General features: G+C 70.3%; 9 protein-coding genes and 1 riboswitch. Of the genes, 6 read left to right on the top strand and 3 right to left on the bottom strand.

The features are described from left to right. Positions 1–117 precede the first annotated feature (117 nt). Positions 118–2,925, top strand: coding sequence for a leucine--tRNA ligase (gene leuS / locus ACGFJ7_RS24670; RefSeq protein ID WP_360252964.1), 2,808 nt, complete (start codon positions 118–120; stop codon positions 2,923–2,925). Between the two features lie 689 nt (positions 2,926–3,614). Here the strand turns inward: leuS and ACGFJ7_RS24675 are convergent. The 3 genes from ACGFJ7_RS24675 to ACGFJ7_RS24685 are packed head-to-tail and all read right to left on the bottom strand — an operon-like array spanning position 3,615 to position 6,312. After that, complete coding sequence (locus ACGFJ7_RS24675) at positions 3,615–4,352, bottom strand: VTT domain-containing protein (protein ID WP_360252967.1); 738 nt, start codon at positions 4,350–4,352, stop codon at positions 3,615–3,617. A gap of 39 nt (positions 4,353–4,391) precedes the next feature. Then, positions 4,392–5,102 carry a glutamine amidotransferase gene (locus ACGFJ7_RS24680; protein ID WP_360252970.1) on the bottom strand — a complete coding sequence of 237 codons (711 nt, stop codon included), beginning with the start codon at positions 5,100–5,102 and terminating at the stop codon, positions 4,392–4,394. Beyond that, a complete protein-coding gene (locus tag ACGFJ7_RS24685; RefSeq protein ID WP_360253168.1) occupies positions 5,092–6,312 on the bottom strand; it encodes a MurT ligase domain-containing protein in 1,221 nt (406 codons plus the stop codon). Before ACGFJ7_RS24685 ends, ACGFJ7_RS24680 begins: the two co-directional genes overlap by 11 nt. A 409-nt stretch (positions 6,313–6,721) precedes the next feature. Beyond that, positions 6,722–6,907: riboswitch (cyclic di-AMP (ydaO/yuaA leader) on the top strand. A gap of 39 nt (positions 6,908–6,946) precedes the next feature. Here ACGFJ7_RS24685 and ACGFJ7_RS24690 point away from each other — a divergent pair. The 5 genes from ACGFJ7_RS24690 (at position 6,947) to ACGFJ7_RS24710 (ending at position 14,839) form a co-directional block, all read left to right on the top strand. Further along, positions 6,947–7,738 (top strand): NlpC/P60 family protein, encoded by a 792-nt coding sequence (locus ACGFJ7_RS24690; RefSeq protein WP_360252973.1) that lies wholly within the window; start codon positions 6,947–6,949, stop codon positions 7,736–7,738. A gap of 1,051 nt (positions 7,739–8,789) precedes the next feature. Further along, positions 8,790–9,221, top strand: a complete 432-nt coding sequence (mraZ, locus tag ACGFJ7_RS24695; RefSeq protein ID WP_097322560.1) for a division/cell wall cluster transcriptional repressor MraZ — start codon at positions 8,790–8,792, stop codon at positions 9,219–9,221. A 367-nt stretch (positions 9,222–9,588) separates the two neighbouring features. Then, positions 9,589–10,665 carry a 16S rRNA (cytosine(1402)-N(4))-methyltransferase RsmH gene (gene rsmH / locus ACGFJ7_RS24700; protein ID WP_392644044.1) on the top strand — a complete coding sequence of 359 codons (1,077 nt, stop codon included), beginning with the start codon at positions 9,589–9,591 and terminating at the stop codon, positions 10,663–10,665. Then, positions 10,662–12,212: a hypothetical protein gene (locus ACGFJ7_RS24705; RefSeq protein ID WP_392644046.1), complete on the top strand. Its 1,551-nt coding sequence runs from the start codon at positions 10,662–10,664 to the stop codon at positions 12,210–12,212. The genes rsmH and ACGFJ7_RS24705 overlap by 4 nt, the downstream gene beginning before the upstream one ends. Before the next feature lie 5 nt (positions 12,213–12,217). Further along, positions 12,218–14,839 carry a penicillin-binding transpeptidase domain-containing protein gene (locus ACGFJ7_RS24710; RefSeq protein ID WP_360252982.1) on the top strand — a complete coding sequence of 874 codons (2,622 nt, stop codon included), beginning with the start codon at positions 12,218–12,220 and terminating at the stop codon, positions 14,837–14,839. Positions 14,840–14,851 lie beyond the last annotated feature (12 nt).

A 14,851-nucleotide genomic window follows, 5' to 3' on the forward strand; every position in this document is an offset into this window, starting at 1 on the left:
GGCACTTCCTGCTTCTTAGCCAGCCGTGCTGCCGCCGCTAGAGCGGCCACAGCACGGCGACCCCTCCTGCGTGAGGGGTTTTTTTGTGCCCTGCTTCATACACGACGAAGAAGACGGATGCCGACGATGAGCGAGCCCGAGACCCCGCCGTTCCGCTACACGGCCGCGCTGGCCAACGAGATCGAGCCGCGCTGGCAGGCCTACTGGGCCGAGAACGGGACCTTCTACGCGCCGAACCCGGCCGGCGAGCTGGCCGACCCGAGTCACCCCCGGCACGGCGCGCCGAAGCTGCACGTCCAGGACATGTTCCCGTACCCGTCGGGTGCGGGCCTGCACGTCGGTCACCCGCTCGGGTACATCGGCACCGACAGCTACACCCGGTACAAGCGGCAGGCCGGCTTCAACGTGCTGCACCCGATGGGCTTCGACGCGTTCGGCCTGCCCGCCGAGCAGTACGCGGTGCAGACCGGCACCCACCCGGCGGTGACGACCGCGGCCAACATCGAGCGGTACCGCGGCCAGCTGCGCCGCCTGGGCCTGGCCTACGACGACCGGCGCAGCTTCGCCACCACCGACCCCGAGTACTACCGGTGGACCCAGTGGATCTTCCTGCAGGTCTTCAACTCGTGGTTCGACCCCGAGCTGCGCAAGGCGCGCCCGATCGACACGCTGATCGCCGCGTTCGAGTCGGGGGAGAAGACCGCGCCGGGCACACCGTGGTCGGAGCTGTCGCCGATCGAGCGGCGCAAGCTGATCGACGACCACCGCCTGGCCTACGTCAGTGAGGCCCCGGTCAACTGGTGCCCGGGCCTGGGCACGGTGCTGGCCAACGAGGAGGTCACGCCGGACGGGCGCAGTGAGCGCGGCAACTTCCCGGTCTTCCAGCGCAGCCTGAAGCAGTGGATGATGCGGATCACCGCGTACGGCGACCGGCTGGTCGAGGACCTGGACACGCTGGACTGGCCCGAGCCGGTCAAGCTGATGCAGCGCAACTGGATCGGCCGGAGCCGCGGCGCCCACGTCGACTTCACGGTGAACGACGACACGATCACCGTCTTCACCACGCGCCCCGACACGCTGTTCGGCGCCACCTACATGGTCCTGGCCCCGGAGCACGAGCTGGTCGACAAGATCACGCCCGAAAGCTGGCCGAATTCGACAAATCCGAAATGGACCGGGCAGGCGGCGTCGCCGAGGGAAGCCGTCGCCGCATATCGGGCACAAGCCGCAGCGAAGACCGAAGAAGAGCGCACCGAGTCCAAGGACAAAACGGGCGTCTTTACGGGAGCATTCGCGACAAATCCGGTCAACAACCAGAAAATCCCGGTCTTCATCGCCGACTACGTCCTGGCCGGCTACGGAACCGGCGCGATCATGGCGGTCCCGGCCCAGGACGAGCGCGACTGGCAGTTCGCCGAGGTCTATGAGCTGCCCATCATCCGTACGGTGCAAGCTCCTGAAGGTTTCGAGGGCGCCTTCACCGGCGACGGCCCCGCGATCAACAGTGACTGGCTGGACGGCAAGGGCGTCGCCGAGGCCAAGGCCGAGATGATCGCCTGGCTGGAGCAGCACGGGCACGGCCGCGGCGCCACCACGTACCGCCTGCGCGACTGGCTGTTCAGCCGGCAGCGCTACTGGGGCGAGCCGTTCCCCATCGTCTACGACGAGACCGGCCTGCCGATCGCGCTGCCCGAGTCGATGCTGCCGGTCGTGCTGCCCGACGTCGACGACTTCTCCCCGCGCACCTTCGACCCGGACGACGCCGACAGTGAGCCCGAGACCCCGCTGTCGCGCAAGAAGGACTGGGTGAACGTCGAGCTGGACCTGGGCGACGGCCTGAAGACGTACACCCGCGAGACCAACACCATGCCGCAGTGGGCCGGCTCCTGCTGGTACGAGCTGCGCTACCTGGACCCGGACAACGAGAAGGCCCTGGTCGACCCCGAGAACGAGGCCTACTGGATGGGCCCGCGCCGCGACGGCGACTCGGGCGGCGTCGACCTGTACGTCGGCGGCGTCGAGCACGCCGTGCTGCACCTGCTGTACGCCCGCTTCTGGCACAAGGTGCTGTACGACCTGGGCCACGTCTCGTCGTTCGAGCCGTTCCGCAAGCTGTTCAACCAGGGCTACATCCAGGCGTACGCGTTCCAGGACGAGCGCGGCTTCTACGTGCCCGCCGAGGAGGTCGTCGAGCGCGACGGCAAGTACTTCTACGGCGAGCAGGAGGTGACGCGCAGCTACGGCAAGATGGGCAAGTCGCTGAAGAACGTCGTCACCCCCGACGAGATGTGCGACCAGTACGGCGCCGACACGTTCCGGGTCTACGAGATGGCGATGGGCCCGCTGGATGTCTCCCGTCCGTGGGAGACGAGGGCGGTGGTAGGTTCCCAGCGCTTCCTGCAGCGAGTGTGGCGCCTGGTCGTCGACGAGGAGACCGGCGCCGTCCGCAGCAGCGACACCCCGCTGGACGCCAAGACCCGCAAGCACCTGCACCGCACGATCGCCGGCGTCCGCGAGGACATGGACGAGCTGCGCTTCAACACCGCGATCGCCAAGCTGATCGAGCTGACGAACGCGCTGACCCCGCTGCCCGTCGCCTCCCGCGAGGCGGTGGAGCCGCTGGTGCTGATGCTGTCCCCGTTCGCCCCGCACCTGGCCGAGGAGCTGTGGGCCAAGCTGGGCCACGAGGGCACCCTGGCCTACACCGCGTTCCCGGTGGCCGACCCGGCCCAGCTGGTAGCCGAGTCGATCACCTACCCGGTCCAGGTGAACGGCAAGGTCAAGGCCCGCATCTCGGTCACCCCCGGCACGCCGGAGGCCGACATCCGAGCCGAAGCCCTGTCCGCCGTCACCGAGTTCCTGTCCGGCCGCGACCCCAAGAAGGTCATCGTCGTCAACGGCCGCCTGGTCAGCGTCGTCGTCTGACGGTCAAGCCAGACGGCGGAGAATCGTCTGACGGTCAACACCACACAGCGGAGAGTGGCCGACGGTCAACACCACACAGCGGAGAGTGGCCGACGGTCAACACCACACAGCGGAGATACGCGTTCCCGGGCTCCCCAACCGCAGAATCGCCCGGCCGGGGAGCTCGGACGCGACCTCCACGGCGCTCAAGGCCGCAGCGCGCCTCTCGCGCGTAGCCGTGGTCACCCGAAGGCCCACCGCCCACGCGGTGGGCTATCGCCGTGCTCAATCCCGTGGCCCCGGGGCGGGCGCCTGCCCGCAGTGGCCCTGGCCGTGCTGAATCGTGTGGCCCGGGGACGGAACGCCTGTCCGCGGCGGCTCTGGTTGTGCTGAATCCTGTGATCCGGGAGCGGAACGCTCGCCTGTGGGGGCCCGGACTGTGCTGAAACCTGTGACCCGGGAGCGGAACGCCCGCCCTGCGGTGGGCCTTGGCCGTGCTCAATCCCGTGGGCCCGGGGCGGGGCGCCTGGTTTTGCGTGACCACCGCTTTTGAGGCCGGGACGCGCTATGGCCTGGAGAAGCGCGAAGGCCGCGCCCGTCGAGCGGGAGCGGCCTTCATGCGGCTGTATAAGTCCGAGAATTCGTACTATATCCGTTTGTCGAGGTTGACGCCGTATATCCGTTTGTTGAGGTTGATGCCGTGAAGGGGTTCAGGCGGTCTGGGCGTTCGCCTTCTTCGCGGAGCGCTTCCACCACAGGACGATGCCGGTGGTGAGGAGGAAGCCGATGGCGGCGGGGGCGAAGGAGAGGACGCTCATCTCGCCCGGCTTGGTGACGGCGGCGCCGATCGTCGCGTAGGAGATCGCGGACGGGATGGCGGCCAGGGTGGTGCCGAGCAGGTAGCGCTTGCGGCAGACGCTGGTGGTGCCGTAGGCGTAGCCGACCAGGCCGAACGGGGCCAGGGGCAGGAAGCGGACCAGCAGCACCGCGGAGAGGCCGCGCTTGTTGAGCCAGCCGTCGAGGCGGTGGAGCTTGGCGCCGAGCTTGCCGCCGGCGCGGGCCTGGAGGGCGCCCCGGCCGACCCAGCGGCCCGCGTAGTAGGTGACCGCGGCGGCGATCACGGCGGCGGCCAGGGCGGTCGCCGCTCCGGTGGCGGCGCCCAGCAGGGCGCCGCAGGCCACCGTGATCGCGGTGCGGGGGACGAGGACCGAGAGGAGCAGGCCGCCGACCACGGCGATGATGGCCGCGGCGGCCGGGCCGAGCTTGGCGATGCCGTCGGCGATGTCCTGGATCGGGAGCACGGCCGCGGCGACCGCGATGGCGGCGATGACGACGCCGAGGATGCCGAACCGGATGAGCCGGCGCCGCCATCCCAGAGACTGAGGAGCAGCAGCAACCTGAGGGTCCGCGAGGGTGGCGCCCCGCGGGGCGATCAGGAGGTCAGTCATGCAGTCGTCCGTCCCAGTGTCTCGTCGTCGTTAACGTCGTCAGGCTCCGGCTGCGGCCAGTCGTTCGGCCCTGAGCTTGTCGGCCCAGGTGTCGTCGACCGGGGCAAGACTATCCGCGCCGGTCGCCCAGCGCAGTAGCAGATCGGCTATAGCTGGGTTGCGAGCCAGAGCCGGTCCGTGCGAGTAGGTGCCCAGAATCTTCCCTGCCCAGGCTCCCTCGGTTTGGCCGTCATTGCCAATGCCGGCGGTGACGCGGGCCAGCGGGAAGGCGTTCGGCCCCAGGTGGGTGCGGCCGCCGTGATTTTCGAAACCACTCAGTGGGGGCAGTCCCAACCGGGGGTCGACGTCGCCGCGGATCTCGCCGACGGCCCGCGTCTCGCCCCGGTCGGAGTGCAGGTCGAGCAGCCCGAGGCCCGGGCATTTCGCACCCTTCGCGAAGAACGAGTGACCGAACAGCTGGTAACCGGCGCAGATGGCCAGGACCGCGGCGCCCTGGTTGACGGCCCGGTGGACGCCGCCGTCGTTGATCAGCCGCTGGGCCGCCAGGGCCTGCGGGCCGTCCTCGCCGCCGCCGATCAGGTAGATGTCGGCCGAGGTGGGCATCGGCTGGTCGGAGCGGACCGAGTAGGTCTCCACCGGGATGCCGCGCATCGCGGCCCGGCGAGCCAGGATCAGCAGGTTGCCCCGGTCGCCGTACGTCGAGAGCAGGTCCGGATAGATCCAGACGATGCGCAGGGCCTCAGTTGACACGGTCTAGCTCCGCTCGGATGTCCTGGAACGCGGTGTAGTTGGCGATCACTTCGAGGCGGCCGGGGGGCACGATCCGTACCGCCTCCTCGAAGGTCTTAACGTGCTGGAACGGGATTCCGTTCACCTCGAGGCGTACCGCGAGGTCGTAGGCCCGCTCGCCGGTGATCAGCACCGGCCGGCCGTACAGCGGCGCGAAGTCGACGTCGTACAGCCAGGAGGTGTCGAAACCGTCGGGGTCGCGGGCGTTGATGGAGAGCAGTGTCGGCGCCTGCTCGGCCATGTCGAACGCCTCGAGCCAGCTGGCCGGGTTCTTCGCCAGCAGCAGCCGGATGTTGCGGCCGTCGCGTTCGACCTGCGCGTACCGGCCGGCGATCGAGGTGACGGTAGAGAGCCGGGGGAGGGCTTCGATCGGGCGCACCCCGAACTCGGCCGCCACGGCCAGCGCGGTCGCCGCGTTGCCCAGGTTGACGGTGCCCGGCAGCTGCAGCTTGACCAGGTGCCAGTCGCCGCGCGGGTCGATCACGCCGTCGTCCTCGACGCGCCACTGCGGTATCGGCCGGCGCAGCGGGCAGCCGGTGCACCACCAGTCGCCGTTCTCCCGCTCGATCGGGTCGCCGCTCTCCGGGCACACCCACGAGTCGTCCTGCCAGCGCTGGCCGGCGCTGAACCAGGTCACCTTCTGTGAACCGTAGGCGGCCCACACGACCATCGGGTCGTCGGCGTTGGCGACCACGTTCACGTCCGGGTGGCCGGCGAGGGCGGTGCGCCACAGCTGCGCCATCATCGCCACCTCCTTGGCCCGGTCGAGCTGGTCGCGGGAGAGGTTGAGCAGGGCCACTACCCTCGGCTTGGTCTCGTCGATGACCCGGGGGAGATAGTGCTCGTCGACCTCCAGTACCGCGAACGGCGTCTGGCCGGCCTTGGCCAGCGCCGACGTGTGCCCGGTGGGCATGTTGGCGCCGAAGGAGTTGGTGGCGACCGGCCCCAGGACGCCGAGCGCGGCCGCCGCCAGCCTGGTCGTCGTGGTCTTGCCGTTGGTACCGGAGACGAGCGCGATCGCGCGTCCGGTCGCCAAGTGGCTCAGCAGCTCAGGATCGATCTTCAGACCGATCCAGCCGCCGATGACCGAGCCGTCGCCGCGTCCCGCGGCCCTGGAGAGCGCCGCCGCGGTCTTCGACACGGAGGTCGCGACCTTGGCGCGCAGGGGCATCTTCCCGTCCGTCACGGCGACGAGGGTACCGGAACGCGATGTCACGTCGAGTTGTCGACGCTGCCGGCTGTTCGGGGGAGCGGGTTTCGCCCGGTAGGGACGATTACGACGGCGGAAGAGTGAATATCGGGTGGCCGTCACCCGGCCGGTGACGAGCAATTATGTGTTCTGATTCACCCGTAACCTTCGACGAACTGTATTTGGCTGATCACGAGCGGTGCTGGCAAAAGTTATGGGCTGGTCACAAATCGGACAGCCCTTCATGTGCCAACTACTCTCGGTTACTGAACCGATTCTGCCGCTCGGGCCGAATCTCGGGTACCAAGGTTGGGCCGACAGCAACCCGCTGGAAGCTTGCGCCGCCCGGTTCACGCCGAGCCCTGCCCCGGGCCAGGCAGCGCGACCACGAGCACCATGTACGACCACAAAGGCATACGGGGGCAGGGACGGGGGACCCAAATAGCGGTCTCCTCCGCGCCACCCGCTCCGGTGGCGGCCACGGAGAGACCTTGGGGTGAAGCCGCCTCCCAGCGGCCGGGCAAGCCTTCCCGCCCGAACCCGACAGCTAACCTCGCAGGCGTGCCGGAGGGATATCTCTACCGTGCACGAACACAGTTCGAGCCGTGGCCGCCGCATGTCCGCCGGTGCCGGCAAACTCGCGCTGTCTCTGGGTCTCTGCCTCTGCGCCGGCCAGCTGGTCTCCACGCCGGCCGCGCACGCCGCAACCCCCGCCCCCGTCGTGGCGCAGGTCGCCACCGCGAAGGCCGCGGCGAAGGTCAAGCCCATGGTCCGCACCAGCGTCAGCACGCGAACGCTCGCGTGGGGCGCCAAGGTCAAGGTGACCGCCCGCTACATCAACCCCACGAACGGCAAGGCCGTCACCTCCGGAACGGTCCGCCTTCAGGCGCTCCGCAACGGCAAGTGGCAGAACTGGGCCGCCGGCAAGGTGAACAAGAACGGCTCGGTCGCCCTGTGGGCCCAGCCCAAGGTCACCGGCACGCTCCGCATGGTCTACCTGGGCACCTCGACGTTCGCCCCGCAGGTCGGCGGCCGTCAGTCGATCAAGGTCGTCGCCAGCGGCGCCAAGATCCTCGCCGAGGCCCAGGCCCACACCGGCGCGCTGTACAAGTTCGGCGCCTCCGGTCCGAGCCGTTTCGACTGCTCGGGCTTCACGAAGTACGTGTACAAGAAGGCCGCCGGCAAGAACCTGGCCCACAAGGCCAACTCGCAGCAGGCGGTCGGCCGCTCGGTCTCGAAGGGCGCCAAGAAGGCGGGCGACCTGATCGTCTTCCGTAACGGCTCCTACGGCTACCACGCGGCCATCTACGCCGGCAACGGCTACATGTACGACTCGCCGCACACCGGCGCCCGCGTCTCGAAGCGCAAGATGTTCAGCACGAACTACGTGGTGCGCCGCCTCGTCTGACGGCACACGACAGTCCCTCAGCGGGGCGCGACCGGTTTCGGTCGCGCCCCTCTGTCGTTTCCCGGGCGCATTCCGGGCGGTTCTCCCGCGCTTCCTTCAGAGATACGGAACTGACGAAGAGCCCCCGCCGCAGGGACGGCCCAGGCCTGCCCTCACGCCCTCTGCCCCAGTTCCGGCCGGTGCGTTCCCTCACGCAGGCCGCTCCGCGGCCCTCCACCCAGGGCGGATCCGAAGTCGCTCCCCTCCGGCCCCTGACAATCCCGCCCACCTGAGCCGCCCTCCCGTACTCCCGCGATGAGGCACCGACCCCCTTCGCCGCCTTCACCAGCACCGCCTGGGCCTCGTGGCGACCTCCTCGCCCCGCCTCGGCCCCGCCACCCCGCGCCTGTCTCGCCCGTGTCGTCCAGCGCCTCCGTGCCGCCCATCGGTCCCGTGCCGCTTCGGGTTTCCGTGCCGCTTCGGGTTTCCGCGCCGCTCCGGACTTCCGCGCCGCTCCGCGGTCCCGTGCGGCCCCCCGCTTCCGGCCCGCGCCGCCCTCGGGCCGTCATTGCTTCCGCGCCGCCTCGCGTTCCCCTCCGCCTTGCGTTCTCCCTCCGCCTCGCCCTTCTCCGCGTGGCCCAGTCGCGGTTGGGTGGGCGGCTGCTTAGGAGCGGGCTCTGTATGGCCATGCGGGCGCGTGAATGAACGGGAGTCGGGGTTGACAGCGGGTCATCTTGTTGGTCCTCCACTTTCCTCCCCGGAGGGGGTTGACAACGTCGTCTCGTGCGAGGTTTGGGCGTGTTTGTCGTGGTTCTTGACGGGCGTCCGGCGAGGATGTCGGAAACCGGACGGGGTTGATCATGCGGTGGCCCTCCACTCTGCGTGCACGCCTTTGAGCTGGGCTTTCTTGTGCGAACAAGCTTCGCGAGCGCGCTCATTCGGCTTGCGGGTGGAGGGAAGTGGAGTAGAGTGGAGCGCAGTGGCAAGGCCAAAAGGGAGCTGATTCCGGAGGGCCTGCCGGCCCGAGTTGACAGGCGGACCGCGAACCGCCGGGGGCAGGGGGTTGGAGCCGATGTTTCTCGGCACTCACACCCCGCGCCTCGACGACAAGGGGCGGCTGATCCTCCCGGCGAAGTTCCGCGACGAGCTGGCGGGAGGTGTCGTGATCACTAAGGGGCAGGAGCGCTGTCTTTACGTGTTCCCGATGCCGGAGTTCCAGCGCATCGCGGGTCAGCTTCGCGAGGCCCCGGTCACGAACAAGGCGGCCCGGGCTTACAGCCGGGTGTTCTTCGCCAGCGCGCACGACGAGGTTCCCGACAAGCAGGGGCGGGTCACGATCCCGGCCCACTTGCGGGAGTACGCGGCACTCGACCGCGAGCTCGTGGTGATCGGGGCGAGCACCCGGGTGGAGATCTGGGACAAGCAGTCCTGGGACGACTACCTCGCGGCGAGCGAAGACGAGTTCGCCGACATCGAGGAGGGGGTGCTGCCCGTCGGACTGTGAGGCGTGGCTTTCGGCTGGGTCGGCGAGACAGAGGCCCGGGCGTCGCTGCCGCCGTACTGCGAGATCTCCAGCCGCTCCCGCACCTGGCGCCTCTTCCCCGGCGCCAGGCGCGTGTCCGGGCTTGGGCGCGCCCGATGGCAACGGGCACGAGCGGATGGGGATCTGGCGGTACGGAAGACGTTCGGGCACCTGCCGCGGCGCGGCGACATCGCTACGGCGTCGTCTGTGGGTTGGCATGGGGTCCGATGAGGATCCGGCGAGGCGTGGGCCAGGGGGGTCACGCGCGGGACCGGAGCCGGCGGGCGGCAAGGACAGAGCGCGGGCTTCGGCTTGGCGGACGACGTAGCGGTGGACAGCCGGGGTTGCGATGGGGGTTGACGTGGGGGAGCTTCGCGGTACGCATGTGCCGGTGCTGCTCGAGCGATGTCTCGAGCTGCTCGCCCCGGCCCTCCAGCTGCCCGGCGCGGTGCACGTCGACTTCACGCTCGGCCTGGGCGGTCACGCCGAGGCGGTGCTCGAGCGCTATCCCGACGTGGTCCTCATCGGACTCGACCGGGACACCGAGGCGCTGGCCCACTCGCGGCAGCGGCTGGCCCGGTTCGGCGGCGAGCGGGTGCACCTGGTGCACGCGGTCTACGACGAGCTGCCCCGGGTGCTCGAGGAGCTGGACATCCCGCGGATCCACAGCGGACTGTTCGACCTGGGCGTCTCCTCGCTGCAACTCGACGAGGCCGACCGGGGCTTCGCGTACGCGCAGGACGCGCCGCTCGACATGCGCATGGACCAGACCACGGGCATCACGGCCGAGCAGGTCGTGAACGAGTACGAGCCCGGTGAGCTGGTGCGGATCCTGCGGACGTACGGCGAGGAGAAGTTCGCCACACGCGTCGTCTCGTCGATCGTCCGCGAGCGGCAGAAGGGCCGGATCACCTCGACGGCACGGCTGTCTGAGCTGGTCAAAGAGTCCATTCCCGCCGCAGCCCGGCGAACGGGTGGAAATCCTTCGAAAAGAACGTTTCAAGCGCTGCGCATCGAGGTAAATGGCGAACTCGCCACGCTCGAGTCCGCGGTTCCGGCCGCTCTGGACGCGTTGGCCCCGAAAGGGCGCCTTGTGGTGATGAGCTACCAATCTTTGGAGGACCGGATCGTCAAGCGCGCCCTCACCGCGAGGACGCGCAGCACCGGGCCGATCGACCTGCCGGTCGAACTGCCCGGAACCGGGCCGACGCTGCGGCTGCTGACAAAGGGGTCAGAGCCGCCCACCGACGAGGAGGTCGCGGCGAACCCGCGGGCAGCTTCCGTGAAGCTGCGCGCTGTGGAGCGCCTCGACCAGCACGACCAGGCTCCCGGGGCCGCCCGCGAACGGCTCCGATTGTCTACAACGCACGGGGGACGAGGGCGGTTACGCCCGGGGGAACGTAAAGAGGGGGAGGGGAAAGCATGAGCGAGCGCACCCACGCGCCGCGGTCGGGGGGCCGGGCCGCGGATCACCAGCGCCAGGCCAACGGCCGGCGCGACCAGGGCACGAGCCGCGATGCGGACGCCCGGAGCAGTGCCGGCCGGGGGGCACGGCACTTCACCGACGAGGTCCGGGGCAGTGCCGAGGGCACCGACGCGCGCCGGCCGGCAACCGGCCGCGCCCGCCGCGAGAACGACGACGTCCGCGGTGGGGGCCGCGACGCCGCCACACCCCGCGGCCGCGCTCGCGACACCGAGAGCACCCGCACCCGCCGCGACAGCGAGCAGATCCGCACCCGCCGCGACAGCGAGGAGATCCGCACTCGCCGCGACAGCGAGGAGATCCGCGGCGAGGGGCTTCGCGCTCGCCGGGACACGGGTGAGCTTCGTGCTCGCCGGGACCTGGACGGGCCGGCCAAGCGCCGCGACACCGAGGGCGTTCGCGCCCGTCATGACGGCGAGGAGACCCGCGCTCGCCGCGACACGGGTGAGGTTCGGGCTCGCCGGGACGCCGAGGTTTCGGCTCAGCGTCGCGACACGGGTGAGGTTCGGGCTCGCCGGGACGCGGAGGGTTCGGGCCGGCGGCGGGACACCGAGGGCGTGCGTGCTCGCGGGGACGGTGGCGGCCGGGCCGGGCGTGAGGTGGAGAGCGAGCGGGTTCGGCGGATCACCGAGGACGTTCGGGCTCGGCGGGACACCGAACAGGACGCCACGGTCAAGCCGATCGCGGCCAAGCTGGAGAAGGGTGCGGCCAAGGCCTCGCGGGGCAAGGGCGGTGACCGGCGGCTGAACGGGCTGGCGGGGACCGACGCGCCGGTCGCGGGTACGGCGGCGCTGCAGCTCGAGGTGGCGCCCGACGGTAACGGGCGGGCCGAGGCCGCTGCGGGGCCGCGGCTGTCGGTGGCGCCGGCGCCGGTGCGGCGGGGGCCGCGGGCGCCGTTCGCGGCCGGGGTCGTGGGGCTGGTCATCATCGGCGTGCTCGGGATTCTGCTGATCAACACCAAGACGAACGAGAACTCGTTCAAGATCGCTGATCTGGAGAAGCAGAACACGGCGCTCGACAACCAGCGGCAGGACCTCGACAACCAGCTGATCCAGGTGTCCAGCGTGGGCAACCTGGACGCGGCGGCCCGGCGGCTCGGCCTGGTCAAGGCGGACAACATCGCCGTGCTGCGCCTGCCGGACGGCAAGCAGATCGGCGTGCCGATGCCGGCCGAGGGCAAGAAGTCGGTCACCGAGCAGCCGGCCAAGACCGACGCCACCACCAGCGGCACCGCCAACAACCAGCCCGCGAACGGCCAGACCGCGAACGGACAGACCGCGAACGGCCAGACCGCGAACGGCCAGACCGCGAACGGCCAGACCGCGAACGGACAGACCGTGAACGGCCAGGCCACCAGCGGCCAGACCGTCAACGGCCAGACCGTCAACGGCCAGACCGTCAACGGGCAGGTCGGCAGTGGGCCGAGTGTGAATGGACAGAGCGTGAATGGGCAGGCCGGCAGCGGCCAGGCCGCGAGCAACGGGCAGTAGGCCGTATGTCGCCGCGGGCTGACGACACTCCACCGCGCCGGGGCGCTCAGCCCCGGCGCGGCACGTCTCGTGACCTTCCCGAGGAGGGGGAGGAGCAGGGGACGAAGGGCCGCGGCTTCGGCGGCATCGGGGACGCGCGCGCCTACACGCCGCGCGGGCGCACCATGGCCGAGCGGGACCAGCGCACGCGGTCGCCGCGGGCCGGGCGCAACGCCGACCCGTTCCGGCCCGCGCTCCAGGTGCTCGACGGCGGCCGGCCCCGGCGCGGTGGCCGGCCCGAGCCGGAGGAGACGGCCGACGGCGCGGACAGTCCGGAAATTCCCGAGCAGCCCGCCGGCCGAGGCGGCAAGGGCGCCGGCAGCAACCGCGAGGGCGCCAAGGCCGGGAAGAGCACCACGGCCGGGAAGAGCGCCACGAGCGGCAAGGGCACCACGGCCGGCAAGGGCACCACGGCCGGCAAGGGCACCACGGACGGGCGTCAAGGCGCCGCCGAGGGCCGCAAAGGTGGCAAGGGCGCTGAGCGCCGTCCGGGCCTGTCCACGAGCGGTGAGGACGGAGCGGAGCGGCGCCGGGGGACCGTGCGCGGCCGGGACGGGCGGCTGGGTGGCAAGGCCGGGCCGCGTGGGCGGGCGGTGGCGTTCGACGAGGACGAGTTCGCCGAGGACGAGCTGGACAGCCGGCGTACCCGGGCCGGGGTCAAGCCCCGTCGGGCCGTGGCCGGATCCGATCGGGGTGCCCGCGCCGCGCGTGTGGCCCGGTTGGGGTCAGCTCTGCGGTCGGAGCGGTCGTCGTCGCGTACGAAAAAGGAAGAAGGACCACGACGCATCGTGAGTGGACCGCGGGTCAACCGCGCCGTCCGCGCGGTCGCGCCCGAGCCGCCCAAGCTGGCCAACAGCACGCGGCGGCTGCGGATCGGCGCCGTCGTGGCGCTCTCGCTCTTCGTGATGATCGGTGTGCGGCTGGTCATCCTGCAGGTGGCCTCGTCGCCGTCCGACGCCAAGCGGCTCATCGAGCTGCGCGAGGACCGGCTGGCCGAGGTGCGCCTGCCCGCCCCCCGGGGCAGCATCCTCGACCGGGACGGCACCGTGCTCGCGCACAGTGTCGAGGCCCGGTACATCGGTGTCGACCCGGTCCTCGTGAACAATCCGGAGAAGACCGCGGCCATCCTGTCGCCGCTGATCAGTGTGCCCGTCTCGGCGCTGCTGCCGAGCATGAAGAAGCACACGCGGCCCGGCGGTGGCCAGTCCCGGTTCGAATATCTGGCCCAGGGTGTCGACATCTCCATCGGTGACAAGATCGCCGCCCTGGAGCTGCCGGGCATCGTGGTCAAGGAGGACGAGCGGCGCGACGTGCCGAACGCCGACCTGGCGGCCAACCTGATCGGCTTCACCGGCGCCGACAACTCGGGCCTGGAGGGCCTGGAGGCGCGCTACGACTCGCTGCTGCGCGGCACCGACGGCGCGCGGGTCTTCGAGATCGGCAAGGGCGACCTCAACAAGCCGATCCCGAGCGGGTACGAGAAGTACACCGAGCCGCAGGCGGGCACGTCGCTGAAGCTGACCATCGACCATTATTTGCAGTACGAGGTGCAGCGCATCCTCTGTGAGCAGGCCACCAAGTCGAAGGCGTACATGGCCGGGGCCGTGGTGATGGACGTCAAGACGGGCGAGGTGCTGGCCCAGGCGAGCTGCCCGACGTACAACGCCGCCAAGCCGGGCGACTACTCGCCCACCGACCGGGAGGACGTGCCGAGCAGCATCGTGGCCGACCCCGGTTCGGTGCACAAGGCGTTCATCTTCGGCGCCGCCCTGCAGGAGGGGCTGATCACCCCCGACTCGGTCCTGTCGATCGGCCCGGGGCTGGAGCGCGGCGGATACTCGTTCACCGACACCCACCAGCAGAAAAAGGGCACCAAGATGACGATGGCGGGCCTGCTCGCCTACTCGTCGAACGTGGGCACGATCCTCATCGCCGACAAGCTCGGCAAGCAGAAGGTCTACGAGTACCAGCAGAAGTTCGGGCTGGGCAAGTCGACGAACGAGGGCATGCCGGGCGAGGCCGACGGCCGGCTGCTGACGCCGGACGAGTGGAGCGGCTCGGCGTCGGGCTCGGTGCCGATCGGCATGAGCGTCGACGCCACGCTGGTCCAGATGGCGGCCGGCTACAACGCCATCGCCAACGACGGCACGTACATCCAGCCGCACCTCATCAAGGAGATGATCTCCGGCAAGGACGGCAAGGTCACCCAGGCCGCCAAGCCGGAGACGCACAAGGTGCTCGACCCGCACGTCGCGTCCGAGCTGCGCACCATGATGGAGGCCGTGGTCGACAACGACGGCGCGACCGGCAAGAAGGCGGCCGTCGCCGGGTACCGGGTGTCCGGCAAGACGGGCACCGGCAAGCGGCTGATCGACGGTCAGTACACGAGCGCCAACTACGGGTCGTTCATCGGCATGGCGCCCGCCGAGAACCCGCGGTTCGTCATCGCCGTCTCGGCCGACGTGCCGGTCGGCACCGGCGGCGACGTGGCGGCGCCGGCGTTCTCGAAGATGATGCAGTTCGCGCTGCTGCACAACAAGGTGCCGCCGTCGACCGAGCCGGCCCCCAAGCTGAAGATCAAGCCATGAGGCCCTGGTACG

The sequence above is a fragment of the Actinoplanes sp. NPDC048988 genome (assembly GCF_043197815.1).
Classification (GTDB): domain Bacteria; phylum Actinomycetota; class Actinomycetes; order Mycobacteriales; family Micromonosporaceae; genus Actinoplanes.

Excerpts from the sequence above, each read along its gene's own strand:
- ACGFJ7_RS24685 (WP_360253168.1), bottom strand. The coding sequence starts at position 6,312 with ATGCCCCTGCGCGCCAAGGTCGCGACCTCCGTGTCGAAGACCGCGGCG.
- leuS (WP_360252964.1), top strand. The coding sequence starts at position 118 with ATGCCGACGATGAGCGAGCCCGAGACCCCGCCGTTCCGCTACACGGCC.
- ACGFJ7_RS24705 (WP_392644046.1), top strand. The coding sequence starts at position 10,662 with ATGAGCGAGCGCACCCACGCGCCGCGGTCGGGGGGCCGGGCCGCGGAT.
- ACGFJ7_RS24710 (WP_360252982.1), top strand. The coding sequence starts at position 12,218 with ATGTCGCCGCGGGCTGACGACACTCCACCGCGCCGGGGCGCTCAGCCC.
- mraZ (WP_097322560.1), top strand. The coding sequence starts at position 8,790 with ATGTTTCTCGGCACTCACACCCCGCGCCTCGACGACAAGGGGCGGCTG.
- ACGFJ7_RS24690 (WP_360252973.1), top strand. The coding sequence starts at position 6,947 with ATGTCCGCCGGTGCCGGCAAACTCGCGCTGTCTCTGGGTCTCTGCCTC.
- ACGFJ7_RS24675 (WP_360252967.1), bottom strand. The coding sequence starts at position 4,352 with ATGACTGACCTCCTGATCGCCCCGCGGGGCGCCACCCTCGCGGACCCT.
- rsmH (WP_392644044.1), top strand. The coding sequence starts at position 9,589 with ATGGGGGTTGACGTGGGGGAGCTTCGCGGTACGCATGTGCCGGTGCTG.